Source organism: Clostridia bacterium, from assembly GCA_034926675.1.
GTDB lineage: Bacteria > Bacillota > DTU025 > DTU025 > DTU025 > JAYFQW01.
In genome coordinates, this window is record JAYFQW010000017.1 from 1 (window position 1) to 25,316 (window position 25,316).

Sequence of the window (25,316 nt, forward strand, 5' to 3'; positions counted from 1 at the left end):
GCGCCGCATCAGCGGCTGTAAACGGCATGCGAGACGTTGCCTTCCGCGATGCCAAGGCAATGCCCCAGTACAAAGTACCTAACGAGCTCAGGGCTGCAGCGAAAACCGAGCGATTGAACGCCCAAGGGTGCTGAACATGGGCTGGAAGACTCCCCGAATGGAGTTCGTACGACTGAGATGCCCTCCCATGACCAGAGAACGCTGAAGATATCGAGAGACTGTGTTTCACCCACACCCCATTCTCGCCTAACCTGCGCGGCCAACTGCGTCGAATCAACCCGTGCCATCAGCGCCCATGCTCCTTGAGCGTAGCGTCGAGATCCGCAATGCCGCAGATCAGCCCTAGCCCGGGCGGCGCACCCGAGAGCAGGGATCCAGCCTGAGATGGCGTATTGTGCCAGCACGCGAGTGGGGGCGCGCGACGCAGCTGATCCTGCATAGCTGCTTGCACTGCTCCTGTGATCCAAGTTATGGGGCGGCAAGCCCTCTTGAGCATCCTGCCATGCCGGCAGGCTGAGCCTGGGCGGATGCGAAGCGCTCATCGAGGATGCCGCCCTCCACCAAGGCGCCGGATACCGGGTTGGGCCGGTCGAGGACATGGGAAGCGAGCGGACAGCAGCCCGCTCGCTCACTAGACACTATGGCAAACAGCGACCTACCACTTCCCGCCGGCTCCGCCCCCTCCGGACTTCCCTCCGCCGAACCCGCCAAATCCACCGGACGACTTGCCGCTGAATCCCTTGGGAAGACCTCCGCCGAATCCTCCGAACCCACCCGGTGGGGGAGGAATGAACGGACCACGTCTCGTCCCGCGGGGGCCGCGCGGACCGCGGAAGATGGAGCTCAGCACGATCAGGCCGAGTATTATCACCGCGAATACCATCCCAGCGGCCTCATCAGGCGACATCGTCGACTTGTGGATGGGTGTGCTCTTGGAGTCGGATGCAGAGAGCTGTTCCGCCCCGGAAAGCCTCGCGGTGATCCTGTCGGCCGCCTCGAGGATGCCATTCGCCGGGTTTCCATCGCGGAAATTCGGAACCAGCGCTTCATCAACCACTCGCCCTAAGTAGGAATCCGGCAGATCCCCTTCAAGGCCGTAGCCTGTCTCGAACTTCAGTTCATGCTCTTCCTCGGCGATAAGCAGGAGAAGACCGTTGTCCTTCCCCGACTCCCCGATTCCCCATTTCTCGAAGAGCGTAACGGCGAACTCGTCTGCCGACACTCCTCCAAGGGACGGCACGGTCACCACCGTGAACTGCGCGCCGGTGGCCTGATTCAGGGCAAGCAGCCTGCTCTCTATGCTCTCCCGTTCGGAGGATGTGAGCATACTCGCCGTGTCATTCATGAGGCGCGGGGGAACAGGTTTCGCCGGATATCGGGGAGCGCCCGCAACCGGCGCCGCCTGGAGCAGAACCCCCGCTATTGCAGCCGCCATGGCTATCACGGCGATTGCCATCAACGCCCTGCGGGCCATCTGAGCACCTGCCACTCTAACCTGGCGTGATGTTCGCGTTCTGGGAACAAGCATTTCTTCGCCCCCCATCCTCATGGTATCCCGCGGCCCAGCGGATCACTGATGTATGCCATCATTGCCGCGCGCTTGGCCCTATCTAGAACTTCACCTGTGGTGCAGTCGTCGCTCCGGGCTGCGCCTCGAACATAGTCTTGGGAGTGAGGCCCTTCATCCCGGCCACGATTGAGTTCGGGAATGTGCGTATCTTGACGTTGAAGGATTGCACCGCTCCATTATACCTCTGCCGTGCGACCGCTATGCGATTCTCGGTTCCAGCGAGTTCGTACATGAGATCCTTGAACGCTGCATCAGCCTTCAGCTGCGGGTAGTTCTCAACCACCATTAGGAGTCGGGACAGTGCGCCTTCCATCTGGCCCACGGCCTCGTTCGTCTCCTCGACGGTGCGCGCCCCGCCCATCTTGGCGCGGGCTTCAGCTATTGCCGAGAACACGCCCTCCTCGTGAGCGGCATATCCCTTCACAGTTTCCACAAGGTTCGGAATTAGGTCATATCTCCGCTGCAGCTGGTTCTGCACTTCGGCCCACGCGCCGTTCACGTTCTCCTCCGACGTGACCATGGAGTTGGAAATGCTCACATAGCTCGCACCGAGTAGAACGATTACCACCAGGACGACGATCAGTGCGAAAAGACCAGACCTCTTCAACGCCAATGCCTCCCCTCAAATGTGCATCCCCAGGTTGTGCTGCCGTGCAGCTGGACGCGCATACTATAACATCATAGCACATAGATCGCAATACCCATCTCCCACTGCCTACTCTGCCTTCGCCGGAATCTTCTTCGAGGACGCATTTCCAGGTCTCTTCTCCCTCGAGTAGACGTACAGCGCGATGATGGTGGCGATGTACGGGACCATCTGCGTGAACTGGGGAGGAATCGCCGTCCCCTGCAGGCTCAGGCCGAGGCCATCGAAGAACCCGAACATGAGCGACATCAGGAGAAGCTCCAGTGGCCGCCCACGGGTGAGTATTATCACCGCAAGCGCGATCCACCCCCTGCCGTTCGACATGTTCTCGGCAAATAAGGTCACATAGCCGAGGGAAAGGTATGCCCCTGCCAGTCCGCACAGGACGCCAGACGCCAGTATGGCCTGGGCCTTGATCCGATCAGAACTCACCCCTACCGAATCAACAGCCCTGGAGTCCTCACCCGCCGCACGAAGCCGCAGCCCGAACCTTGTTCGGAATATGTGCCACTCAGTGAATACCGCCATGGCCAGCGCGACATAGACGATGAACGGATGCCCACTCACGATAGGGCCGAGAACAGGAACAGAATCGAGCAGCGGAATGCGCCACCGCGGAATAGCGACGATCCGAGGCGACATGAAGGCGCCCTTCACGTGGAACAACTGCCTGAGAGAGTAGGTGGTTCCCCCAAGGGCCAACATGTTCAGGGCAGTGCCGGTCACGAACTCGTCAGTCTTGAGCCCGACCGAGAAAATCGCGAACACCACTGCCGCCAACAGTCCGCCGACCATACCGGAAACCATGCCTACAAGCCACGATCCACACAGATAGCTCCCTGCGACCGCCATGAATGCGCCGATCAGCATCATGCCTTCCATGGCTATATTGAACACGTTGGCATAGTAGGTGTATGTGCCTCCGAGCCCCGCAAGAAGCACCGGAGTGGCCGCGAGCACACTCGATCTCAGCATCTCAATTGCCAGGTGCATTTCGTCCATCCTCCGATGCTATGGTGATGCGTTCCGCCCTCCGCGCCCTCACCGCCCCGGCCAGACGATTCATGATCACTCCAGCCGATTCCCTGCTTGCCACGACAAACAGCACTGTGATCGCCTGCAGAACCAGGGTGAATTCGGATGGAACGCGCGTCTCCATCTCCATTCCCATAGCGCCAGTTTGAATCGCCGCAAAGAACAGGGCGTAGAGGCCAGTGGGAAGCATGTCGCTATTCGCCACTATCGCGATCATCACCCCGTCCCAGGCATATCCGGCGCCCATGCCCTTCACGAATCGGTGCTGCATCCCACCCATGACCAAGAGCCCGCCCGCGAGGCCTGCTAGGGCTCCACTGAGCAGCATGGCCATTACGAAATTCGCATCATTTCTGCATCCGCCCACCCTCGAGAACACCGGATTCCGCCCCATGACTCGCCACTCGTATCCCAGTTTCGATCTGTTCCACAGAACAAGAGTGACGGCGAATGCAGTCAGGGCCACGAAAAGCGCGGAACTCAGTCCCCCCCACATGGGAAGCCATGCAGATGGATTAGTCATCTTCGTCATCGGGGAATACGTGGTCCTATCCCACATCGGGCCGGATATGAGGTAGAGTGTGAAGTAGTCCGCGATGAAGTTCAGCATCAAAGTGGTGATGAACTCATCCATGTTGAACTTGCGCCGCAGACCTGCAGCGATTCCCGCGCATAGCGCGCCTGCCGCCATCGCTGCCGCAATCGAGAGCGGAATCATGGCCGCGGCAGGCAAGTTCACGTGAATGCCGAACGCAGCCACAGCCATCGCGCCAATCAGGAATTGCCCAGGCTGCCCCAAGTTCACTGAGTTGCTTCCGAAGGCCACAGCCGCGGAGAGTCCAGTAAGAATCAACGGAGTGGCCTTCGACAGGGTGGACACGATGGCGAACTTCGAGAGGAGGCTGTATGAGAACAGCGCTGAGTAGCTCTCCAATGCGGGGTAGCCCTGAATCCACAGGATGAGCAGCCCGGCGATGAGCGATACTGCGACTCCGATGATTGCCGTGATGGCCTGCCTTCTCATTCAGCCGCCTCCTCCCCTGTTCCCATCCTTGCCCCGAGCATGTACTCACCGATCTCCTCGCGCGTGGCATCGCCCTGCGCCAGATCAGCTACGATCCTGCCATCGCGCATCACGAGTATCCTATCGGACAGGCTCTGGAGTTCATCGAGATCAGCCGAGATAAGCAGGCAACCAGCGCCTGCGTCGCGCCTTCGCACGATCTCGCTCTGTATGAACTCTATAGACCCCACGTCGAGCCCGCGAGTGGGCTGATCCAGCAGGATCAAGCCCGTGTTGTGGGCGAACTCCCTGCCCACAATCATCTTCTGTTGGTTGCCTCCTGAAAGCGACGACATAGGCGCATCCGCCCCCGGCGCAATCACTCCGAACTCCTTTATCAGGCCGGACGTGAAGGCTCGACACCTGGGAGGGCTCAGAAACGGGGTTAGCGCTGCCTCACCATGGCCTGCGCCTGAACGCCTTCCTAAGCTCGGGTTCAGCCGGTGATGGGTCATGATGGAGTTGTCCACAAGGCTCATGCCCTGGGCGCTTCCGGATGTTTTTCTGTTCTGTGGGACATGACACATGAGCTTGCGTCGGGCCATCACATCCTCGGCTGTCACGTCGCGTCCGCCAATCGCCACCACTCCCGATTCCGCGCGTATCAGACCCGTTATGAGCTGTACCAGCTCGAATTGGCCATTCCCCTCCACGCCGGCCACGCCCACAATCTCCCCGCGGCGAACTGCGAAGGAGACCCGATCCAATCGCCGCTTCCCGTTCCGATCCACGAAGCTCAGGTCGCGCACTGAGAGCACCTCGTCCCCGGTGACGGCGGGAGGTTTCTCCACTCCGAACACGACCTCCCTCCCGATCATGGCTCTGGCGAGGTCTGCCTTCTGGATCCCGCGGTTGTCCACAGTAGTAATGCGTTTGCCCTTGCGCATCACCGTGATCCGATGTGACAGCTCGATCACCTCATCGAGCTTGTGGCTTATGAAGACGATGGTCTTGCCTGCCTCGTTGAGCTTCCGAAGACGTTTGAAAAGCTCGCCAGTCTCCTGAGGAGTGAGGACTGCCGTGGGCTCGTCCATGATCAGCACATCCACATCTCTGTAGAGGAGTTTGAGAATCTCAACCTTCTGCTGCGCCCCTACGGAGAGGGCGCCGGCCCGGTCGTCGATTGAGAGGTTCAGCCCGTATCTATCCACCAGGGACTCAACCTTAGCCCGGGCCTCGGAGTTCGCAAGTGCTCCGAACCTGCCGACCGGTTCGGCGCCGAGTATCACGTTCTCGTACACCGTGTAGGAGGGGATGAGCATGAACTCCTGGTGGACCATGCCTATCCCAGCTGCTGCCGCGTCGCGTGGAGTGGAGAACTTGATCCGCTTCCCTCTGAAGTAGATGTCTCCGCTGTCAAACGGGGTCATCCCATAGAACACCTTCATCAGCGTTGACTTGCCCGCGCCGTTCTCACCGATTACCGAGTGAATCTCGCCTTCAACGATGGATATGTCGGCCCGATCCAGGGCAAGCGTATCCGGAGGATACACCTTGATCAGCGAGACCATGCGCACCATGATGCCGGAGTCTTCCAACGGCCATCGCACCTCCATGATGATACAAGCAAACCGGGAGGGCGGCGCGGCGCCCCCGCGAAACCACCCTCCCGAGCGGACACAGCCGCGAAATAGCGGATGCTGCAAACAAGTTACATAGTCCGGCGCGACAGCCTACTGGTACTTCTTCACCAGTATCTGACCTGCCTTAACCTTCTGCTCGATATCGAGGATCCTCTGAATGGTCTTGGCCGGCAGTATTCCCTTCGTGTACTCATCGATGGCAAGGCCCACCCCACCGGTTTTCAGACCATACTCAAGCACCTCGCCCGGCTTGTACTTGCCGTCGAGAATGCTGCTGTACACATCGTAGATGGCCTGGCCGACGTCTTTCAGATCCGACGTGATCACATGCCCCGGCTGCAGTCCATTCTGGTTGGAGTCGACGCCTATGGCGTATTTGCCCTCTTCTTTAGCGGCTTCAAGCACACCAGAGCCTGTAAGCGCTGCGATTTGGAACACCACATCGGCCTTCTGGGAGTAGAGCTGTTTCGCGGCTTGCTTGCCGCGGACAGGATCATCCCAAGTGCCCGCGAACACCGATTTCACTACGATGCTCTTGTCGATATAGTGCGCGCCCTGCTCGTAACCGTAGATGAACGCCCGGATCACAGGGTCATCCTCGCCGCCTACAGCGCCGATGATCTTATCTGCGTTGATCCCGGGAATCGATGTGTCGGTGGTAGCCAGGGCAGCCGCGACGCCGGCCATGAAAGCCCCTTCCTCCTCCACAAAGTCCACGCTGGTGATGGTCTTCTTGCTGTTTGTCACCACGGTGTCGATGTTGACCCACTTCTTGGTTGGATAGTTGTCGGCGTACTGCTGAAGCAGGTCCTCGTAGCCGTAGGAGATAACGAAGATGACGTCGGCATTCCACTGGACCGCAGATTGAAGTGCCTGAGGATACTTGGCCGTGTCGAAGTTGCACTCTATTGTGGTTGTTTTCGCCCCGAACTCCTTCTTGATCCTATCGATGCCAGACTGCCCCGAATCATAGAAAGATTGGTCGCCCAGTGCGCCATTGATGATGTAAGCGACCTTGAGCGGCGCCGGCGCCGCGGCAGCGATACCGGAAGCGAACAAGGGCAACAGCATGAGAGAGACTAGAACCATAGCTATCAGACGTTTCCTCATCGGCTTACGACCCTCCATAGTGATATGTGGAACCAGGATTGCCTTTCAGAATCGCGGCCTTCTGAGCAGGCCGGTAAGTTTGCCTCCCAGCCGAAACTGGCTCACCATGGTCTTATTCGTCACGAGCTAGCCAACTCCTGTTGCCTAACCGCATATGCCTGGCGCATCGTTAGGCGCATATCGCCATCATGAGTTGTGCGACCCACCGTGACTGCCGGATGATGCACGCTCCTCCATCTCCTTGTGATAGTAATGAGTCAGCACGGCGATTAGCGCCGTCACCACCGGAGGGAGATCCTCTGCAAGGTTCACCGAGACGGAGTTGCCTATAATCCTGCCGCCCAAACGGCCGGCAATCATGCCACGATCGACGGCGAGATCGGCGTCGAACCCGATCACGCCCCCTCCGCACCTGCCTGTGATGGAGTCAACGCCATTGAGATTCAGGTCGATCCCGTCGATCGCGCCGCCTACTCTGCCGTGGACATAGTCGGGTCCGTATTCCATGTCCACCGATTTTCCGATCATGGCGCCGCCGATACGCCCGCTGATTGTGCCCGAAACCTCGTCGATTATGAGGTTGAGATCTCCACCACTGATCAGCCCGCCTATGCGACCATAGACACGACCTTGATCAATAGTCGCAGAAACATCGAAGCCGTCGATAACTCCGCCTATTCTGCCGTGGACCTGCGAAGGCATCGAAATCATCTCCCCTCAGCCTCAAATGGTGTCGGAATGCCAAAGCCCCGCTTCTTAGTGGCAATTATAGACCATAGAGAGCCTGAAGGGAACATGCCCGGCCATCTGCTTCCTTGACTTCCCATCCTGCCCGCGCTATAATGGCTCTACCGAACATATGTTCGAGTATGGAGGCGAACGCCAATGCGCGCAATCGCTTATATACACATCCCGTTCCTTTACGCCGCCGTTCATGCAAAACTCGATCCTGGCATTGCCGGCCGGCCACTTGCTGTCGTTAACAAGAATACGGTGGTTGGAGTGTCGCCGGAGCTTGCGGCAGTCGCACCCAGCGCAGCTCCTGGATGCACTCGCCGGCACGTGCGACAGTCCTGTCCGGATGCGGTCATCGTCGAATACTCCCCAGAGCTTTACGCCGAGTTCTCAAATGCCATCTTGGATATATGCGCCGATTACACCCCTTTGGTGGATCCAGATTCCATGCTGAGCGCTTTTGCCGATCTCACAGGGTGCGGAGATCCTGAAGCCATATGCCAGGCCATACTCAGCCGCGCAAGCGAAGGCGCCGGGCTTGATATCGGGGTGGGGCTCGCAGGATCACGCCTCATCGCGAAAATGGCCGTCCCCACCAAGGAATGCGCGATCATAACTCCAGGCGCGGAGGCGCAATTCCTCGCCAGAATGCCAGTACGCTCCATATGGCCACTTTCCCTGCAAGTGCTTGATAGGCTCGAAAAGCTCGGGGTTAGAACAATTGCCCAGCTTGCCGCCATTCCAACAGGCGAGCTCACATCTCAACTGGGTGAAGCAGGCCTCGAGGCCCACCTTCTGTCCATGGGAATCGACAGATCGCCTGTTCGGGCAGGATACCCTCCTGAGTCTATAGAGTGTTCAGTATCATTCGAGGCGCCCGTGGGTGAATGGTCGGATATCCTCCAATGCTTGGAGGCATGTGCAGCCGAAATCGGTTCGAAACTCCGTTCATCTGCCCGTGCGGCCTCATGGATTGAGGCATCCTTGGAACCTACCGGAGGCTCCGCGGCTGTATGTACCGCCTGCATCGTTAGAAGGCATTCATTTCACACTCCGTCAAGCTCCACCACGCAGATCTCTCGGGCATTGGTTCACATCGCTACAATGGCACAGAATAGGTCGTCATCGCCGATTGCAGGTATTCGATTACGCGCAGGTAGCCTGGTCTCCCCTTCCGGAGTACAGCTTTCCATGTTCGATCCAGCATCAGCCGGCATCGGTTCGGATAGTCTCGAAGAGGCGCTGAAGTATGTGCGAAAGCGCTTCGGAATGCACAGCCTGATCACAGCGAACGCGCTTGTGCGTTCGAGGCGTGATCGGATGATCGCAGAGTCACTGCTATAACTGATGAATTTCTTTGGCCCGGGAGGTGATCTCCAATCAGCCGTCGCGTATGTGCACACGTACGGGTCGTAGAAGGCTCAACCGGCGCCCCATCAGGCTTCTACTGGGCGAATAGATGGCGCCAAGTAGCTTGTATCGTCGACCGGTGGCGCGAATGCGGAGAGTGGTGGGATGGCGATGCAGAAAGGGATTACTATCTCATAGCCTCCACGCAAGGCGGATGTTACGAGCTATGTCGGGAATCGCCAGGCGAGTGGATGCTATCGCGGGTAATTGATTGAGGCGTGAGGGCTATCGGGAATATCGCAGAAAGGCGGCAGTGCCATATGACTGGTCAGTGTAGGCGAGTGGAGGGGCCTAGCGAATTGGGGCGCTTCGTCCACCTGCATGTGCACTCCCAATACTCATTCCTCGATGGAGCGGATACCGCAACCTCCCTCGTCTCACGTGCCGCCGCCCTCGGAATGGGCGCAATCGCCATAACAGACCACAACAACGTGAGTGCCGCGGTGGAGCTGTCTAGGGCAGCGGCGGAATTCGGCATAAGGCCGATCCACGGAGTGGAGCTAGACATAGCCTCTCATCCTAGGCTTCCCGATCCGCACGCCTACAAGGCCTCCGCGCGCTCCGCTCCTTCTCACCTAACCCTCCTCGCCCAAGGCCATGAGGGCTACTCGAACTTGTGCCGAATTATAACAGAAGCCCACCTGTCTTCGGAGCGCCACGCCGCAGAAGCTACCCTGGAGATGCTCGAAAACTACTCTCACGGCCTCATCGCACTTTCCGGGTGTAAGAGAGGGGCGATACCATCCCTCGTAGCCGCGCGCAGGTTTGATGATGCGCTCGCAGTCGCCAGGGAGCTTGTCCGCATATTCGGGCGCAGCAACCTCTACATCGAACTGCAGAACACCCTCACCCCAGGCGCGTCCGCTGCAAACTCAACCCTGGCAGAGCTCGCGCAGCGCTTAGGCGTTGGCATAGTCGCCACGAACAACGTTCATTATGCTAATAAGGAACGTTTCCAGGTACATGATGCTCTCACATGTGTTCGCACACTCACAACCCTCGATGATATCCACCCAGAGCGACACATTAACGCGGAGAACTATCTCAAGGCGCCTGCGGAAATGGCAGATATCTTCGCCGGCTTCCCTGAGGCCATAGCGAGTTCCACGGAGATCGCAGAGAGATGTTCCCCCGGTCTAGATCTATCGCTCCAGCTGTTTCCGAAGTTCCAAGCCACGCACGGAGAGCCATCGGCCCAATGTCTGAGGCGCCTTGCCATGGAAGGCGCACTTGATCGATACGGCGCTATCACCCCGAAGATCCAATCCAGGCTCGAGCACGAACTGAACATCATAACAGCCCTGGGCTTCGAGGACTATTTTCTTGCAGTGTGGGATGTTGCGTTATGGGCGCGCTCCCGCGGCATACGTTATGCGGGCCGCGGTTCCGCAGCCGATTCTGCAGTCGCCTATTGCCTGCGCCTTACGAATGTGGATTCCATCGCCCGCGGCCTTCTGTTCGAAAGGTTCATGAGCATTGAACGCGCTCAGAAGCCAGATATCGACATCGACTTCGATGCACGCAAGCGCGATGATGTAGCAAATTACGTGTATGAACGATACGGAAAAGGTCATGTTGCAACCGTATGCACCTTCAGTGCCTTCAGAGGAAGGTCCGCTGTTCGCGACTTTGGAAAGGCACTCGGCTTTCCAAATGAGGATATCGACAGGTTCGCGAAACTCCTCCCCCACGTCCCCGCCGATGGCATCCGCGCTGCCTTTTCCCGATATCCGGAGATGCGCGATTCAGGAATACCTGCGTGGAAATTCGAGCTTCTGCTCACGCTTGGAGAGTCTGTGGCGGGATTTCCACGGCATATCGGCACACACCTAGGCGGCGTCGTAATATCGAGCAAACCCCTCACCTGCGCAACCCCGCTCCAAATGGCAGCGAAAGGGGTGGAGATCATCCAATTCGACAAAGATTGCATCGAGGATCTCGGCCTCATCAAACTCGACCTCCTCTCACTCCGAACCCTCTCCGCTGTGGAGCAGGCAGTCACTACAGTGCGCGAGGCAAGCCCGGGATTCAGCTACGATTCCATCCCCCAGGATGATCTCGCCACATATCAGATGCTGAATCGCGGTGAAACTGTGGGCGCGTTTCAGCTTGAAAGCCCTGCGCAGCACGGCCTGCAGACGCGGCTAGGCGCCGATTGCATCGAAGATATCGTGGCGAGTGTAGCGCTTATCCGCCCAGGGCCAATCCAGGGTCAAATGGTCGAGCCGTTCATCGCCCGCAGAACAGGAAAGGAAAAAGTCACATACATCGACCCTCGGCTCGCCCATATACTCGACAAAACCTACGGGGTAGTCCTCTACCAGGAGCAGGTCATAGAGATCGCGACGGCCATCGCCGGATTCACGCCAGGTGAATCGGATAGGCTGCGCAAGGTGATGACTCACTTTCGCTCCGTTCGGGAGATGGAGGAGATTGGCCGCGACTTTGTGGCCAAAGCCGTAGCTCATGGCGTCGAACAGAAAACAGCTGAGGCTGTGTTCTCCTACATAGTGGGCTACGCCGGATACGGGTTCTGCGAGGCCCATGCGGCAGCATTTGCCGACACCTCTTACAAAACCGCATACATGATCCGCCATTTCCCCGCGCACTTCTACGCAGCAGTCCTGAGCGCTCAGCCCATGGGGTTCTATCCTCCCCGCACTCTCCTAGTGGAGGTGGGAAGGCGCGGCGTGAAGGTGATGCCGCTCGACATAAACCTGAGCCATGAAAGGTACACGGTGGAAAACAAGCCGGGCTCGGAAACCGGCGCCATCAGAGTAGGGCTTATGCAAGTAGGCGGGGCGCCGAAAGATGTGATCCACAGGATAATCTCCGTCCGCGATGAAGGCGGGCCTTTCCGGAGTCCGTTCGATTTTGTATGCCGTGTGGATCCTCCGCGCCCTGCACTTCAAAACCTGGCGCTCACCGGGGCGTTCGATTCCATAGCGCCAAATAGGAGGGCCATTCTGTGGCGCCTTTCCAGGATAATCGCGACCGCATCTTCCTATAAGACGATCTCCGCCTCCGATGGGATGGCCGGGCAAGAGAGACTGCTCGGGCTGGATTGTGGAGTTGGAATCGGCACAAGCCCAGATGAACAAGCAGACGGCATGGATCTGGAAGGGCTTCCCGAGGGATTTGCTGACTTCACGCCAGTGGAGAAGTTCAAATACGAGACATCTATTCTCGGATTCTGCGTTGCGCACCACGCAATGGATTTTTTCCGCCCTGCCCTGTCCCGCGCGGGAGTAATCACCTCGCAGGATCTCGCCGGGGCCCAGGACGGCCAGGCGGTTCAGCTAGCAGGCCTAGTAGTCCGCCCACACCGACCACCAACGAAAAGTGGGAAGATCATAGTTTTTCTCTCCCTCGAAGACGAATTCGGCCTCTCCGACGTTACTATATTTGAGAACGTTTATCAGAAGTACGGCAGCGCGATATTCGGGAGCCCCGCACTTCTCGTAGCCGGGATCGTATCTCGACGCGGCAACGGGGTATCTGTAACCGCAAGGCAGGTGCAGCCCCTGTCGAAGAACTCCATGCCGCGCCCTGATGCTTCTAGGACCCAGCCGGAGCGAACACCATCGTCTCTTTGCCGATCTCAGGCTCGAACGCCCCGTGAAGAAGGTCGCGCATTCGAGCCTCAAAACGGCCAATGTCATCAGACGGCAGCATCACCGTGATCGTCACCCGCTCCGCGTACCCGATATCCTGCACGGAGAATCCCTCGCCTGTGAGGAAGTTCTGAACCTTCCCCAGAGCCGGGTAGTCGATGGAGAACCGAACGCTCAGCATCGGCCGCATCAATCCTATTCCAGCCGCATGGAGGCCATCGCGGGCAGCGGCGCTGTAGGCCCTCACCAGGCCTGCCGCGCCGAGGAGAACCCCGCCGAAGTAGCGGGTCACCACCACCGAACAGCAGCGGACCCCCTCACGGCGGATCACCTCGAGCACAGGACGGCCAGCGGTTCCAGATGGTTCTCCGTCATCACTTGAGCGAACGATATCGTCATTCTCGCCCACAACGAACGCATACACGTTGTGGGAAGCGTTCCAAAATCCCTTGCGGACCCGCTCAATGGCCTGCTGAGCCTGGTCTTCCGTGAAGGCTGGAAACGCAGATGCGATGAATTTGCTCTTCTTTACGACAAGCTCCGCGCGGCCCTCTCCGCGGAGGGTCAGATATGCTTTGGCCATGTGCACCACCCCCGAATACTAAGAGGGAATCCAATCCCGCAGTCGAACTAATCAGGTGTTGTGAGACTCGATCAGCACCCAAGGAGGCGAGTTCAAAACGTGCCTACAGAGCGACTTTACTACGCTGAACCTTATCTGAGAGACTTCACTTGCCAGGTTCTCCAATGCAACCCGGCTGCCAGGAACTCCTCCCCGACCCCTCTCAACGAGGTCATCACCGATGTGACTGCCTTCTACCCGAACTCGGGAGGGCAGCCGTCCGACAGGGGAACTCTGGGCGGAGCAGATGTAGTAGATGTCATCGAGCGAGGCGATGAGATCATTCACCTCACAGTAGCGTCGGTCCCTCCAGGCCCGGCCACGGGGAGAGTCGACATCGAGCGTCGCTTCGATCATATGCAGCAGCACACAGGCCAGCATATCCTGTCAGGCGCATTCTCAAGCCTGTTCGGGCTTGACACAGTCGGCTTCCATCTTGGGGATGAGACCGTAACCATAGATCTGAATGCTCCTGATGTAAGCTACGATCAAACCGCTGCGGCAGAGCGGCTTGCGTGTGAGGTCATCTTCCAGAACCGGCCGATCAACGCGGCTTTCTGGGGCCGTGAAGCAATCGACACATCGCGATTGAGAAAAATGCCGACGAGAACAGAGAACATTCGCCTAGTCGACATAACTGGATTCGACCTCAGCCCGTGCGGAGGAACCCACACTAGGGCGACAGGCGAGGTCGGACTCATCAAGATCACACGGACCGAACGGATACGCGGCACAACCAGGGTGGAGTTCGTGTGCGGCAGGCGCGCCCTGGCCGACTATCGCTGGAAGAACGATGTGGTGCATGTGTCTTCCTCGCTGCTGTCGGTCCATGGCCGCGAGCTTGCCGATGCCATAGACCGTCTCCAAACCGGACTCCGCGAGGCACGCAAGGAGGCCGAGACCGCGGCAGACCTCCTCCGAGACGTGCAGGCATCTCAGATGTATGATAGCGCGGAACCCATCGGCTCGCTGGGGATCAAGCTGATCGTCCGCGCCTACGATGGCGAAGGGATAGATCACCTAAAAGCCTTGGCCCACAGGCTGTGTGAACGTCCGCTCGCAGTGGCGCTCTTGGGCTCATCAAGCGGGGCATCTGCGCACCTGGTGTTCGAGAAGTCTCACGATGTGCCTGTGGACGTGTCGAACCTGCTTCGCCAAGTTCTGCCCACAGTGGACGGCAAGGGTGGTGGAACCCAGCTCATCGCTCAGGGAGGCGGCAGGAACCCAGCCGCACTGCCGGAGGCACTGTCGAGCGCTGCAGCTCTAGCCTCCCGTTTCCTCGAAGAAGCCGGGCTCCACCCGTGATCGAAGCTCACTCCATGGGCCGCATTCAGCCGGGACGCTCACATCCTGGCCGATAGCAAGTTGCCGGATTCATAACGAGTGAGGCCGACGCGGAATACCCAGGCCGCGAGGCAGGCAATTCCGATGGAGAAGGCAACAAGCCCCGCGAATAGCGGCAGGCTGAACCGCCGCAGCAGCTCAACTGGGATGAAGGCAGCGAAGCCAGCCGGCAGAAGTGTGTATAGAACCGCCCGGGCCGCGCCTCTGAACATGGAACCAGGGTACCCAGAAAACACAGTGAGGGCCTCGGTGAGTTCAGAGCTCAAAGCCTGGGCGTTTCCAATGAAGAACGCAAGGCTGCCCACTATGGCCTCGAAAGCCGTGTAGATGGCGCACGATGCGAGGCACACCACCGCGAACAGAATCACTCGGCCTAAGGTCACGCGAGTGAACAGTGCGAACACCGCCACCCCGAAGGCCACATCGCCAATGCCCGATATGTCCGACCGGCTGACTATCACATGCAGCAGGGGATCTCTGGGAAGCAGCAGGTAGTAGTCGAGCTGGCCCTCGGATATTACACGGGCAAGCCGGCGGGCGTTTCCGAACACCGATGCGGAGAGTCCAAAGGCAGTCGCGAACACCGCGTACAAAGTGATGATGTCCCGGAACTCCCATCCCGAGATGTCCTCCACTCGACCGTATATGACCCACCAGAAGAATAGAAGCATGAAGTCATTGGCCATCATGAACAGCACCTGGGAGATGAAACTCTGCCTGTACTCCATCGCTGATGCCACGTTGAACTTCACGTGCTCCCATATGAACCGGGCCGTCCCTCGACCGCTACCCTCCGTTGACATTGAGCCGTTTCACCCCCAGCCCATAGAGGCCAAATGCAATGGATGCAGCCACAACGATCCACACCGCCTGGCCCGCCAGCACCCTCCAGAACAGGCCTATCTCAAACCGTATGAACAGCCTCGCGGGCCCATAGATCACATGGTTGAACGGCGTTGCCCTGGCAATGCCGGCGAGCCTAGCAGAGTATATCTCAATCGGCGCGAACAACCCACCGAAGATGAACAGGAGCTTGCCGTAGATCCAAAAGAACGGCAGGGTATCCTCTACCCAGAACGCCAGCATACATATGCTCATTTTGATGAAGAAATCGAGGACAAGCCCCAGGCCGATCAGCAGGATCACGCCTGCCAGGTTCAGGCCTTGAACGGCCACAGGACCCACCAGTAGAAGAGCGACCACGCTTCCTATAGCCGTATTCAGCAGGAGTTTGAGTCCAGTCTCGCCCCAGTAGGCCGCAAACTTGAACCACACGTAGTGGTACGGTTTGTTAAGCGCGTACGCAATCGAACCGTTCTTGACCTCCTCATCAGTCTCGCTCTCGATTCGCGCGCGGCCTATCATGATCCCCTCGCTAACGACCATGTACCAAACCATCTCGCGCACACCGAATCCCTCGACGCGAAGCTTGCCTGAGCCAATCAGGACAGTCCACAGCTGCACGAAGATGAAAAGGATCAGCGCGTAGAACACGGATGCGCCAAGGACATCAAGGATGTACGCGGTCTTGTTCCGAAAGCTCACCAGAGCTACGTACATGTACTTGGACCCAGACCACGATGCTCTCTGCGCTGGCTCCAGGAGAGCGTTCGCCGCCCCCTGCGCTCTCCGCACCGCTCTCAACCCCGGTCACTCCTTCGTTCCGTTCGTTCCGTTCAGGCCCTCCCGCTCATATATGCCTGCTATCACCTGCTCTGTGGGAGGATCGGAAATCGTGATATCCTCAATGCGGCCGTGGCGCATGAGCTCGGTCAGGACCTCATCTATCGATGTCAGCCTCACATCAACCGAGAGCTTCAGATTGGCGCTCTTGTGTTTCAAGAGAGTCACCCCGGGAATGCACGGCAGGTCCATCGGCTCAGAAAGCCTTGCGCGGACGATCTTGAACCTCAGATAATCGCGGCGAAGCGCCGAAACCGATTCATCAAGGATCAGTTCGCCGTTGTTGATTATCATCACCCGCCGGCACAGCTCCTCGATATCCCCCACATCATGAGAAGTCAGAAAGACCGTGAGCCCCTCTGCCTGGTTCATCTCTCGGATGAGCTCGCGGATCCTCCGCTTCGCCACAACATCCAGGCCAATTGTAGGCTCATCCAGGAACAACAAGCGAGGCGAATGAAGCAGTGATGATGCTATCTCGCATCTCATCCTCTGACCCAGGGAGAGCTTTCGCACAGGTGTGGACATGAACTCGCCCAGCTCGAACAGGTCGGACAGGGTCTGGAGCCTACTCCGGTACTGTCCGGTCGGAATGTCATAGATCCGTTTGAGAAGGTCGAAGGTATCGCGCGGAGGCAAGTGGTACCAGAGTTGAGACTTCTGGCCGAATACGCTGCCGATCTGCCTCGCCAGCTTCTGCCTTTCATCCCATGGGGCAACGCCAAGAACAGACGCCCTCCCGGAAGTGGGGTGCAGTATCCCTGTGAGCATCTTGATGGTGGTGGACTTCCCGGCCCCGTTTGGGCCGATGAAGGCCAGGATCTCTCCTTCGTCCACTGAGAAGGTCACGTTCCGGACAGCCTCAACCCTTCTGACCGAGGGCCGCACCATCGCTCTGAAGCTCCCGGAAAGGCCAGGCGGCTTCTGGTGCACATCGAAGGCTTTGCTCAGTGAGTTGACAACTATGGCCTGAGCCCCGCTGCATCTATCGTTCATTGACATCGTCCGCCTCCATTGGGCGCATACTATCGCGGGAAGGCACATGAACGCCGCCATGGCAAGGAGGTATGTCCTTTGAGACGCCGGGAGACGCCCAAAGGAGGGAAGCTCACTCCCTCTGCTTCGAATACGTCGAGAAGCTTCAAGTGCAGTCGCTGCGGAATTACTTATCCCACACCAGAGGCATCAGAGCCGCAGGATGCCGGTTCATCAGGATGCATGGTCTGCCCAAACTGCGGGTTTGACAACTGCACGGACCAATCCACGGTAGTCGATGTCTCGAACGAGGAATACTGATGGCTGCATCGGCGCCCGGGCGTTTCGCCCGGGCGCCGGCTGATTGAGAGGCCAGGCGCCGCGCCGCCAAGGCTACACCGCGCCGCCGATGGATATGGACTCCACCTTCCAACCGAATACCCCAGTGATAAGCGGAATGCCAATTGGTTGGTACTCGAGGACCAGCGGGTTCTGGGAGTTGTTCCAGATCGTCAGCTGCCCTCTCATGCACCTGTAGGCGGGAAGGTACACGCGCTTGCCATTCACCTCGACGGGAAAGAGAATCTCCTCTTCCACCCTCAGATCACCTGCGAAAACCCCTGTAAGGCTCAGGTTGCCCACGCGGAAGTTGTACGCCACGCCGCCGGTTCGCAATTCGTGCAGAACCTCTTTCGACACCCACGGGGCAGTCCAATCCGTCTCCTTAGGGTCTCTCTGTCCGAAGTTGGGTCCGAACGTACGCCCTCTGGAGAGGCTCTTGAGCCTGCGCGTTCCTGCAGGCCCAAGCGAACCGTCTGCAAGCGACCACACCCAGCCGATATCGGCCCAATCAGGGTATTTCGCGTCATGCACGGTAACCTGCCAGGTGTAGTCGGTCACAGCATGCTCAATGGTGCGCCTGAACGACATGTACATGCCAGAGTGCATCGGAAGCTCAGTAGTCATAACCTCGTATTCGTATCTGCCGGGCGCCTGTGCCGGGCCGGGCCCTGATGCGCCCGCACGCGCAACCCAAACCCCGCCTGCCATACAGACCAGGATCAACAGAACGATACCGCATGCGATTTTCCTCGGCAACCTAGAACCACCTCTCTAGCACACTCAGCTCGTGAACGCGCACAGTCCCCAGGGTAACTGCCATGAGCGCGTCATATCCCCTCGCGATACACGAACTCCCCGCCCACCATAGTGGCCACGACTCTAGCCTCCAGTATCTCCGCAGCAGGTATGGAGAAGATGTCGCGGGAGAGTATGGCGAGATCCGCAAGTGCACCGCGGGATAGTGCGCCTCTGGTGAGTTCATCCCCGGAGGCCATCGCCGCTCCTGCTGTGTACGCCCTCACGGCCTCCTCCACTGTGAGCCGTTCCTCCAGATACCACCCAGCCTCTGGCGTGCCATCGAGTTGCCTTCTCACGACCGCCCCGTAGATCCCGCGAATGGGATCTGGAGTCTCCACTGGGGCATCGGAACCGAAAGCCAGAGTCGCACCGCTCTTCGCAAGCGAGCGGAATGCATACGCCCACCTGCTTCTCTTCCCCCAGTTCCTGTCGGCGACTGGAATATCGCTCACCACATGGATCGGCTGCATGGAAGCTACGACCCCCAGATCCGCGAACCGGCGCACGTCCTCCGGATGAAGCAACTGTGCATGCTCGATCCTATGACGCAGGCGCCTTCGGGCGCTCTCCTCCTTCACGGTCTCCAGGATGTCCAGGACGTCCCGATTCGCTCTATCCCCGATGGCGTGCACGGCGCAGGATATTCCAGCCAGGACGGCCCTGCCCACAAGCTCAGCGATCTCCTCTTTGGACGTCACCTCAATTCCGGTGTTCCTCGGGTTGCCCTCATATGGCCTGAGGAGACGCGCCGTCTGAGACCCCAAGGCCCCGTCGGCGAACAGCTTGAGGGAGCCGATCTTGAGCCATTCGTCGCCGAAGCCAGATGACAGGCCCATGTCGATAGCGTCATCCAGGTTGTCCTTGGCAATCCCGTGGACAACCCGAAGCTTCAGGCGCCCGGTAGTTCGCAGCAACTGCAGAGCCTCGAAGGCCCCGGCTCCTTCCATGTTATGGATCCCCGCGATCCCCATCCGGTGAAGCCCTGCCTGTGCCCTCTCCATAGCATCGGCAGAGGCCTCGCACCCCGGATCTGGTATTACCCTCTCCACTAGTTGCGAGGCGGTCTCACGAAGGATTCCAGAGGCCTGCCTCGATTCGTCGTCGCGGACTATCTCCCCACCCTCTGGATTTGGAGTATCGATTCCGACGCCCGCAAGGCGAAGCGCTGCGGTATTCACCCACATCGCGTGCAGATCCTTGCTATACAGTGCGACTGGGTTGCGCGGCGCCACGGAATCCAGATATGATCTGTCGGGGAGTCCGGCGCCGGGCCAGATGTTCTTGTTCCATCCTCGTCCAACGATCCATGCGCCAGGCTTTACATGTTCCACTGCCTTCTCGACTGCAGACGCAGCCTCTTCTGGGGCTTTAGCCTTCTCCACGTCGATGCTGTCCAGCCCGATGGAGAATAGCTTGAAATGAATGTGGGAGTCGGTGAACGCGGGAACAAGAACCTTCCCGCCCAGGTCAATTCGTTCGAAACTATCATCCACCGCTGACGCGGCTTCCGAATCAGTGCCACACGCGATGACTCGCTTCCCCACGCAGGCTAACGCTTGGCAGAACGGACGCCGCCCAGACGCAGTGTACACCTTCCCGCCAGTGAACAAGTATCTTCCCAAAATGGTCCCTCCCAGCATCCTGCTCATCTTTGTCTATTTCAGCAACCCGCCCTCTTTTCCTGCCTAATGTGACCATTGAAGGAGTCGAACAGCCGTCATCGAAGTATCCATGTAGGAGAACCAATAGGTTGCGGCTCGGCTGCAGGCGAAGGGATGGTGGCGCTGTGTCGTCCATCGGGAGAGTTGCCGTTATCGGTGCTGGGCAGATGGGCTCCGGCATAGCTCAGGTGGCGGCTTCCGCCGGCATGGAGGTAGTCCTCCTCGATGTGTCGGTCGAGTGCGTCAAGCGCGGTATCGAGCGAATCGCCAAGAATCTGGCCAAGCTTGTTGAGAAGGCGCGCATCAGCGCCGACGAAAGCGATGCCATTCGCAGAAGGGTGACTACGGCTCTCGATCTGGGCGAAGCGAAAGATGCAGACCTGGTGATCGAAGCAGTGGTCGAGGATCCGAAAGCCAAGGCTGAGCTGTTCCGCAGGCTCGCGATGATCTGCGCCCCTGAGGCCATCTTCGCATCGAACACATCGTCCATATCAATTACATCCTTGGGCCGGGATTCGGGACGTCCAGATCGCTTCATCGGAATGCACTTCATGAACCCCGTTCCAGTCATGCAGCTCGTGGAGGTCGTTCGTGGGCTCGAGACGTCCGACGAGGTGTGCCGGACCATCGTGGACCTGGCGCGCAGGATGGGCAAGGAGCCTGTGGTCGTTCGCGATTCCGCCGCGTTCGTGGTGAACAGGATAGCCATACCCATGATCAATGAGGCAGTGTACTGCTTGATGGAAGGGGTATCGGACGCAGCGGGCATTGATGCCTGCACCAAACTGGGGCTCAACCATCCCATGGGGCCGCTCGCCCTCGCGGATCTGATCGGCCTCGACACAGTTCTTTCAATCCTGGAAGTCATGGTGGCTGAGACTGGCGACCCGAAGTACCGGCCATGTCCACTCCTGAGAAGGATGGTTGCAGCTGGTCACCTTGGAAGGAAGTCTGGGCGCGGCTTCTACGCGTACTCCTAATGGCGGAGGTGAGCGATTTGGCGGATGAAACCGTTATCCTCCATGTAGATCAGGAGATTGCGGTCATCACGATATCCGGGCCGGCATCGCTGAACGCCCTGGGCAGCACGGTCCTGGCGGAACTCGGCCAAGCCCTCGCGCAGGTTCGAATCAACAGGGCGATTCGCGCCCTCATCATCACCGGCGCCGGCAGTCGAGCCTTTGTGGCAGGCGCCGACATCGCAGAGATGAGGGATCTCACTCCAGAGGGCGCCGTCGCTTTCTCCCGACGCGGACAGGCGGTGTTCGCGGCAATCGAGGAGTTGCCTATGCTATCCATCGCGGCCGTGAACGGGTACGCCCTGGGCGGAGGGTGCGAGCTTGCACTGGCATGCGATATCCGGATAGCATCGTCAAATGCTCAGTTCGCCCAGCCTGAGACTGGTCTGGGCATAATCCCGGGCTTCGGCGCCACAGTTAGGCTGCCGCTCGCCGTGGGACGGTCAAGAGCAGCCCAGATGATACTAACGGGCAGGAAGCTGAATGCCGATGAGGCATTGTCGGCGGGGCTCGTGTCGGAGGTAGTAGCACAGGATGCCCTGCTCGCCAGGGCACTCGAGATAGCGCGGGACGCCGCGGCGAAGAGCCCGACAGCCATTGCCCACGCGAAGCGATGCCTGGCTGCGAGCGCGGAGCTATTCGAGCGTGAGGCCGAGGAGTTCGGGAAGTGCTTCGAGACAGATCAGCCACGAGAGGGAATGTCCGCATTTCTGGAGCGTCGAAGGCCTGAATTCTCAAGGTAGGGTCGGATCTTCGGCCAGCAGTTGAGATGAGGTTTCCACACATGCAAGTGTCTCTCCAGATCCGAGAGCGGCGACCTGCAGTCGCTGGCCGCAAACTCGCCGCCTTCACAACAGCAATGCTACTAGTATTCGCAGCGCTCGCATGCGCTCAAACCGGGGGTGATGTGGGCGATGTTCTTATATCGAAATCCACGATCATCCCATTGGGCCCTGGGGTTACCCTGGAACGCCGGAATTCACTCACGGCTGCGGGCTGGCTGCAGATGTCCATTATCATGGCGGACCTGTCGTCCCCCTACGTCACGGTCGCCCCATTTCTGGCAGGCAATGTGCTTACATCTCCCGCCAGAGTAACGTCGATCGCCTCCAGCTGGGGCCTGGCAGCCGCCGTAAATGGGGATTTCTTCGACATGGGCGCGACCGGAGCGCCTCTCTCATTTGCGGCCGCTGGCGGCGACATGATCCGATCCCCCCGAGTCGACCCGGACTTCGCCTCTATCGCAGTACTCAGCTCTGGCACAGGGATTCTCGGCGAGTGGCGATGGCAGGGTTCGCTTGTGCGGATCGACGCTCAGGGCAGCACCGCCTCGGATCCCAATCTAGAGGCGCCGGCAGACTGTACTGCGGATTCCTCCACAGGGACGGTCGCTCTCGCAACGCCAAGCAATGCGTCGATGGCCCTCTCCGGGATGAACGAGGTATCCGTGCCCGCCAACGGCGCCATACTCTACGATCACCGATGGGCTCAGAACCAACGCCCGGTCAGGAATGACATATCCTACATCCGAATCAGACACGGGGTCATCGAATCCCGCGGGACCGGCTGGCCGCCCCCAGACACTCCGCCGCCGCCGAAAGCAGCGCCCGATCCCGTTATCGCTCCAGAATCATATCCCCCTGTGCCCCAACCTGAACAGGAGACCTTCACGAGGGCGCCTGCGCAGGAGTGGGAACCTGCGGTGGACATAGTAATGCGCGGCGCCGCGAACGATGCCTCCAAACCATTCTCTATAGGAGATTCAGTGATGATCGAAGGGCGGTTCCTGCCGGACCTTCCGGACCTCAGTTCGGCATTCTCCGGAAAGCCGGTACTGGTGCGAAGTGGGCTTGTCCAGCCGAACCTCGACCGACACACGGGCATTCAGGGCGGACAGCCGGCGCCTCGAACAGCTGCGGGTCTGTCGTGCGATGGAAGGGTCCTGATACTGGTGGCAGTAGATGGCAGGGTCCAGGGATCAAGGGGTGTGACACTACCCGAACTGGCGAGGATCATGGTCTCACTCGGTGCGCAGGACGCTCTGAATCTCGATGGAGGAGGTTCAACCGCTGCAGCAGTCCGAAACCCCACTCAGAACACGGTGTCCCTGGCAAGCCGTCCATCCGGAGGAGCGGAAAGGCCAGTGCCCTATGCAGTTGGAGTGCAGACAGCGGAGGGCGTCGCGGTGAATGCCGTCGATTCCAGGGGTTCAATTGCGGTATTCGTGTGGGTATCAGTGTACGACACACAGTCGTATGCCTCCTCCGGCAGGCCGCTCGGCACGTTCCCATCTCTTGCAGCCGCGGTGAATGGGGGCGCCTCAGCCTTCGTAGCGCCAGAGGTGACCATCCCCGTGGGCGGGCAGGCCTTGCTCGCAGCCGAGCTGCTCGACTCCTCGGCGCGAGTGGTGTCGCCTGATTCTTTAGGCACGGTCCCAGTGGAGTGGTCAGTCACTCCTCCCAAAGGCACGCCGCAGGGCGCCGAGGCCGCGAGCCTGCTCTCGGTGTCTTCCGACACCCTGACTGCCATTCTGGCGCCACCCCGCGAAGGTCGATATGAAGTGAAGGCCACCGGCGCTGGGCTCAACAGAGTGCTGTTTGCAGTGAGAGCGCAGCGTCGCGATGACGCGCCAACACTGCCTCTATCATCGAACGGCACGGGATCGGCAGGGTCTGTGAAGCGGATATTGATGGAAACGTTCGAGACGGGCAATGGATGGTGGGGGGCTGGCTCCCCTTCGGCGATGGCCTCTCGCGCATGGACATCCACTCCTCCGGATACGACTTACGCGGCGCTGCCTCCATCGGCGCCCTCATCATCCTACACTGCTGTCCCAGTCGGAAAGCCATTCGGGCAAGCCGCCGCCCTGGCCTACGATTTCACATCTCCAGAAGGCACTCGCGCCGCCTATCTGAGGCCCCCAGCGCAAGTGAGACTGCCCGCAGGCAGTGTCGCGCTGGGCCTGTGGGTCTACGGAGACTCAGGAGAGCACTGGCTTCGAGCAACACTCGCTGACAGTACAGGCCAAAGGATGCCGATAGACTTCCCGAGGATAAGCTGGAACGGGTGGAGGTATGTTGAGGCGACTATTCCGGCAGCCCTGGCGCAGCCAGTCACCCTTGAGCAAGTGTATCTCGTGGAGTTCAGGCCGGAGCTTGTTGGAGCAGGGGTGATCTACATCGACGATATTCAGCTGATGGTTGCTTCAGCGGGTCCGTGGCCAGTCGGCGCCGATCTAGCGGCAACGATCGAGGCCGCCGCGGCGCTCACACTCACAGCAGCGCCAACTGAGGTTGGCGCGCCGCTTTCGGCAAAGTCCTCCGGAGGTCATCGGGCAATCGAGGTGGATGTCTCGCGGTCTCCGCTTCCATGGCGCGAGCTCATCGCAGAGCTCGAGTCGTTCAGATCGTCAGATGATGTGCAGCTCACAGTGGTCCTCCAAGGCGGATTCGCAGTCGATCCAGCTACCCGGACGCCTGGAGGATCGTTCAAGGATCCTCTCGAAGCAGAATTGCTCCTGCGATCGCTATCAGCCTGTGCGGATGGATCCACCCAGGTCACCCTCGTCCAGACTGCCCCGATAGCCTCTGGCGACAGCTGGATATCGGTTGATGGTGTGACAGTCGTGTTCCTGGCCCGCCCAAATGCAACAGGGAACGGCCCGCGCGCCGCCGCGCAGCCGTCCCCTAGTCAGCAGGTTCAGCCTCTCGTTACCTCTTGGAGAACTGAGGCGCCTTGCGGGCCTTCTTCAGCCCGTACTTCCTGCGCTCTTTCATCCTAGGGTCACGTGTGAGGAAGCCAGCCTTCTTCAGCGCCGATCGCAGATCCGGATCGGCCTCGATGAGCGCCCTGGCTATGCCATGGCGCACAGCGCCGGCCTGCCCTGCGACTCCTCCGCCCTCCACATCGGCGATGACGTCGTACTTTCCGACGGTCTCAGTCACTGCGAACGGGCCATTCACAACCAGCTCAAGAGTGCGTCGGCCGAAATACGCGTCGATCGGCTTTTCATTGACCAGAATGCTGCCGCTCCCCGGCAGGATTCTCACACGGGCGACCGAGCACTTCCGCCTGCCCGTTGCCATGTACTGCAACTGCGCCACAGA

At 59.3% G+C, this 25,316-nt stretch carries 19 protein-coding genes and 1 pseudogene; 6 read left to right on the forward strand and 14 right to left on the reverse strand.

The window, feature by feature from the left end; all coding sequences use genetic code 11:
- Nucleotides 1–655: 655 nt before the first annotated feature.
- From VB144_05885 to VB144_05915, 7 genes are all read right to left on the reverse strand, one after another.
- Nucleotides 656–1,528 (reverse strand): TPM domain-containing protein, encoded by an 873-nt coding sequence (locus VB144_05885; protein ID MEA4883174.1) that lies wholly within the window; start codon nucleotides 1,526–1,528, stop codon nucleotides 656–658.
- 82 nt (nucleotides 1,529–1,610) lie between these two features.
- A complete protein-coding gene (locus tag VB144_05890; GenBank protein ID MEA4883175.1) occupies nucleotides 1,611–2,177 on the reverse strand; it encodes a LemA family protein in 567 nt (188 codons plus the stop codon).
- Nucleotides 2,178–2,285: 108 nt separating this feature from the next.
- On the reverse strand, nucleotides 2,286–3,209 hold the full coding sequence (locus tag VB144_05895) for an ABC transporter permease (GenBank protein MEA4883176.1): 924 nt from the start codon (nucleotides 3,207–3,209) through the stop codon (nucleotides 2,286–2,288).
- The gene (locus VB144_05900; GenBank protein ID MEA4883177.1) at nucleotides 3,193–4,275 is read right to left on the reverse strand and encodes an ABC transporter permease; all 1,083 of its coding nucleotides are present in this window, start codon (nucleotides 4,273–4,275) and stop codon (nucleotides 3,193–3,195) included. Before VB144_05900 ends, VB144_05895 begins: the two co-directional genes overlap by 17 nt.
- Nucleotides 4,272–5,852, reverse strand: a complete 1,581-nt coding sequence (locus VB144_05905) for an ABC transporter ATP-binding protein (GenBank protein MEA4883178.1) — start codon at nucleotides 5,850–5,852, stop codon at nucleotides 4,272–4,274. Before VB144_05905 ends, VB144_05900 begins: the two co-directional genes overlap by 4 nt.
- Nucleotides 5,853–5,987: 135 nt before the next feature.
- The gene (locus VB144_05910; protein ID MEA4883179.1) at nucleotides 5,988–7,007 is read right to left on the reverse strand and encodes a BMP family ABC transporter substrate-binding protein; all 1,020 of its coding nucleotides are present in this window, start codon (nucleotides 7,005–7,007) and stop codon (nucleotides 5,988–5,990) included.
- 186 nt (nucleotides 7,008–7,193) lie between these two features.
- The gene (locus tag VB144_05915; protein MEA4883180.1) at nucleotides 7,194–7,709 is read right to left on the reverse strand and encodes a hypothetical protein; all 516 of its coding nucleotides are present in this window, start codon (nucleotides 7,707–7,709) and stop codon (nucleotides 7,194–7,196) included.
- A 183-nt stretch (nucleotides 7,710–7,892) separates the two neighbouring features.
- On the opposite strand from VB144_05915, the gene VB144_05920 reads away from it, so the two are divergent.
- Together VB144_05920 and VB144_05925 are read left to right on the forward strand one after the other, a co-directional pair.
- Nucleotides 7,893–9,086, forward strand: coding sequence for a hypothetical protein (locus VB144_05920; protein MEA4883181.1), 1,194 nt, complete (start codon nucleotides 7,893–7,895; stop codon nucleotides 9,084–9,086).
- 365 nt (nucleotides 9,087–9,451) lie between these two features.
- Nucleotides 9,452–12,835 carry a DNA polymerase III subunit alpha gene (locus VB144_05925; protein MEA4883182.1) on the forward strand — a complete coding sequence of 1,128 codons (3,384 nt, stop codon included), beginning with the start codon at nucleotides 9,452–9,454 and terminating at the stop codon, nucleotides 12,833–12,835.
- Here the strand turns inward: VB144_05925 and VB144_05930 are convergent.
- A pseudogene (locus tag VB144_05930) lies at nucleotides 12,828–13,349 on the reverse strand (YigZ family protein). The gene VB144_05925 and the pseudogene VB144_05930 sit on opposite strands and share 8 nt — an antisense overlap.
- Nucleotides 13,350–13,448: 99 nt before the next feature.
- Here VB144_05930 and VB144_05935 point away from each other — a divergent pair.
- A complete protein-coding gene (locus tag VB144_05935) occupies nucleotides 13,449–14,693 on the forward strand; it encodes a DHHA1 domain-containing protein (GenBank protein MEA4883183.1) in 1,245 nt (414 codons plus the stop codon).
- A 38-nt stretch (nucleotides 14,694–14,731) separates the two neighbouring features.
- Here the strand turns inward: VB144_05935 and VB144_05940 are convergent, their stop codons facing one another.
- The 5 genes from VB144_05940 to VB144_05960 all read right to left on the reverse strand — a co-directional run bounded on the left by VB144_05940 (nucleotide 14,732) and on the right by VB144_05960 (nucleotide 20,152).
- Nucleotides 14,732–15,535 carry an ABC-2 family transporter protein gene (locus VB144_05940; GenBank protein ID MEA4883184.1) on the reverse strand — a complete coding sequence of 268 codons (804 nt, stop codon included), beginning with the start codon at nucleotides 15,533–15,535 and terminating at the stop codon, nucleotides 14,732–14,734.
- Complete coding sequence (locus tag VB144_05945) at nucleotides 15,519–16,376, reverse strand: hypothetical protein (protein MEA4883185.1); 858 nt, start codon at nucleotides 16,374–16,376, stop codon at nucleotides 15,519–15,521. Before VB144_05945 ends, VB144_05940 begins: the two co-directional genes overlap by 17 nt.
- A gap of 6 nt (nucleotides 16,377–16,382) precedes the next feature.
- Nucleotides 16,383–17,411 carry an ATP-binding cassette domain-containing protein gene (locus VB144_05950; protein ID MEA4883186.1) on the reverse strand — a complete coding sequence of 343 codons (1,029 nt, stop codon included), beginning with the start codon at nucleotides 17,409–17,411 and terminating at the stop codon, nucleotides 16,383–16,385.
- A gap of 372 nt (nucleotides 17,412–17,783) precedes the next feature.
- The gene (locus VB144_05955) at nucleotides 17,784–18,488 is read right to left on the reverse strand and encodes a hypothetical protein (GenBank protein ID MEA4883187.1); all 705 of its coding nucleotides are present in this window, start codon (nucleotides 18,486–18,488) and stop codon (nucleotides 17,784–17,786) included.
- 71 nt (nucleotides 18,489–18,559) lie between these two features.
- Nucleotides 18,560–20,152 carry an amidohydrolase gene (locus VB144_05960; protein ID MEA4883188.1) on the reverse strand — a complete coding sequence of 531 codons (1,593 nt, stop codon included), beginning with the start codon at nucleotides 20,150–20,152 and terminating at the stop codon, nucleotides 18,560–18,562.
- Nucleotides 20,153–20,325: 173 nt separating this feature from the next.
- On the opposite strand from VB144_05960, the gene VB144_05965 reads away from it, so the two are divergent.
- The 3 genes from VB144_05965 to VB144_05975 are packed head-to-tail and all read left to right on the forward strand — an operon-like array spanning nucleotide 20,326 to nucleotide 24,991.
- Nucleotides 20,326–21,171, forward strand: coding sequence for a 3-hydroxyacyl-CoA dehydrogenase NAD-binding domain-containing protein (locus VB144_05965; GenBank protein ID MEA4883189.1), 846 nt, complete (start codon nucleotides 20,326–20,328; stop codon nucleotides 21,169–21,171).
- Between the two features lie 8 nt (nucleotides 21,172–21,179).
- A complete protein-coding gene (locus VB144_05970; protein ID MEA4883190.1) occupies nucleotides 21,180–21,953 on the forward strand; it encodes an enoyl-CoA hydratase-related protein in 774 nt (257 codons plus the stop codon).
- Between the two features lie 41 nt (nucleotides 21,954–21,994).
- Complete coding sequence (locus VB144_05975) at nucleotides 21,995–24,991, forward strand: phosphodiester glycosidase family protein (protein ID MEA4883191.1); 2,997 nt, start codon at nucleotides 21,995–21,997, stop codon at nucleotides 24,989–24,991.
- Here the strand turns inward: VB144_05975 and rpsI are convergent.
- Nucleotides 24,921–25,313: a 30S ribosomal protein S9 gene (gene rpsI, locus VB144_05980; protein ID MEA4883192.1), complete on the reverse strand. Its 393-nt coding sequence runs from the start codon at nucleotides 25,311–25,313 to the stop codon at nucleotides 24,921–24,923. The two genes, VB144_05975 and rpsI, sit on opposite strands and share 71 nt — an antisense overlap.
- Nucleotides 25,314–25,316: the final 3 nt, after the last annotated feature.

Coding starts and splice junctions, on each gene's coding strand:
- VB144_05885 (MEA4883174.1), bottom strand. CDS start 1,528: ATGCTTGTTCCCAGAACGCGAACATCACGCCAGGTTAGAGTGGCAGGT.
- VB144_05895 (MEA4883176.1), bottom strand. CDS start 3,209: ATGCACCTGGCAATTGAGATGCTGAGATCGAGTGTGCTCGCGGCCACT.
- VB144_05900 (MEA4883177.1), bottom strand. CDS start 4,275: ATGAGAAGGCAGGCCATCACGGCAATCATCGGAGTCGCAGTATCGCTC.
- VB144_05910 (MEA4883179.1), bottom strand. CDS start 7,007: ATGAGGAAACGTCTGATAGCTATGGTTCTAGTCTCTCTCATGCTGTTG.
- VB144_05915 (MEA4883180.1), bottom strand. CDS start 7,709: ATGCCTTCGCAGGTCCACGGCAGAATAGGCGGAGTTATCGACGGCTTC.
- VB144_05920 (MEA4883181.1), top strand. CDS start 7,893: ATGCGCGCAATCGCTTATATACACATCCCGTTCCTTTACGCCGCCGTT.
- VB144_05940 (MEA4883184.1), bottom strand. CDS start 15,535: ATGTCAACGGAGGGTAGCGGTCGAGGGACGGCCCGGTTCATATGGGAG.
- VB144_05950 (MEA4883186.1), bottom strand. CDS start 17,411: ATGAACGATAGATGCAGCGGGGCTCAGGCCATAGTTGTCAACTCACTG.
- VB144_05975 (MEA4883191.1), top strand. CDS start 21,995: ATGCAAGTGTCTCTCCAGATCCGAGAGCGGCGACCTGCAGTCGCTGGC.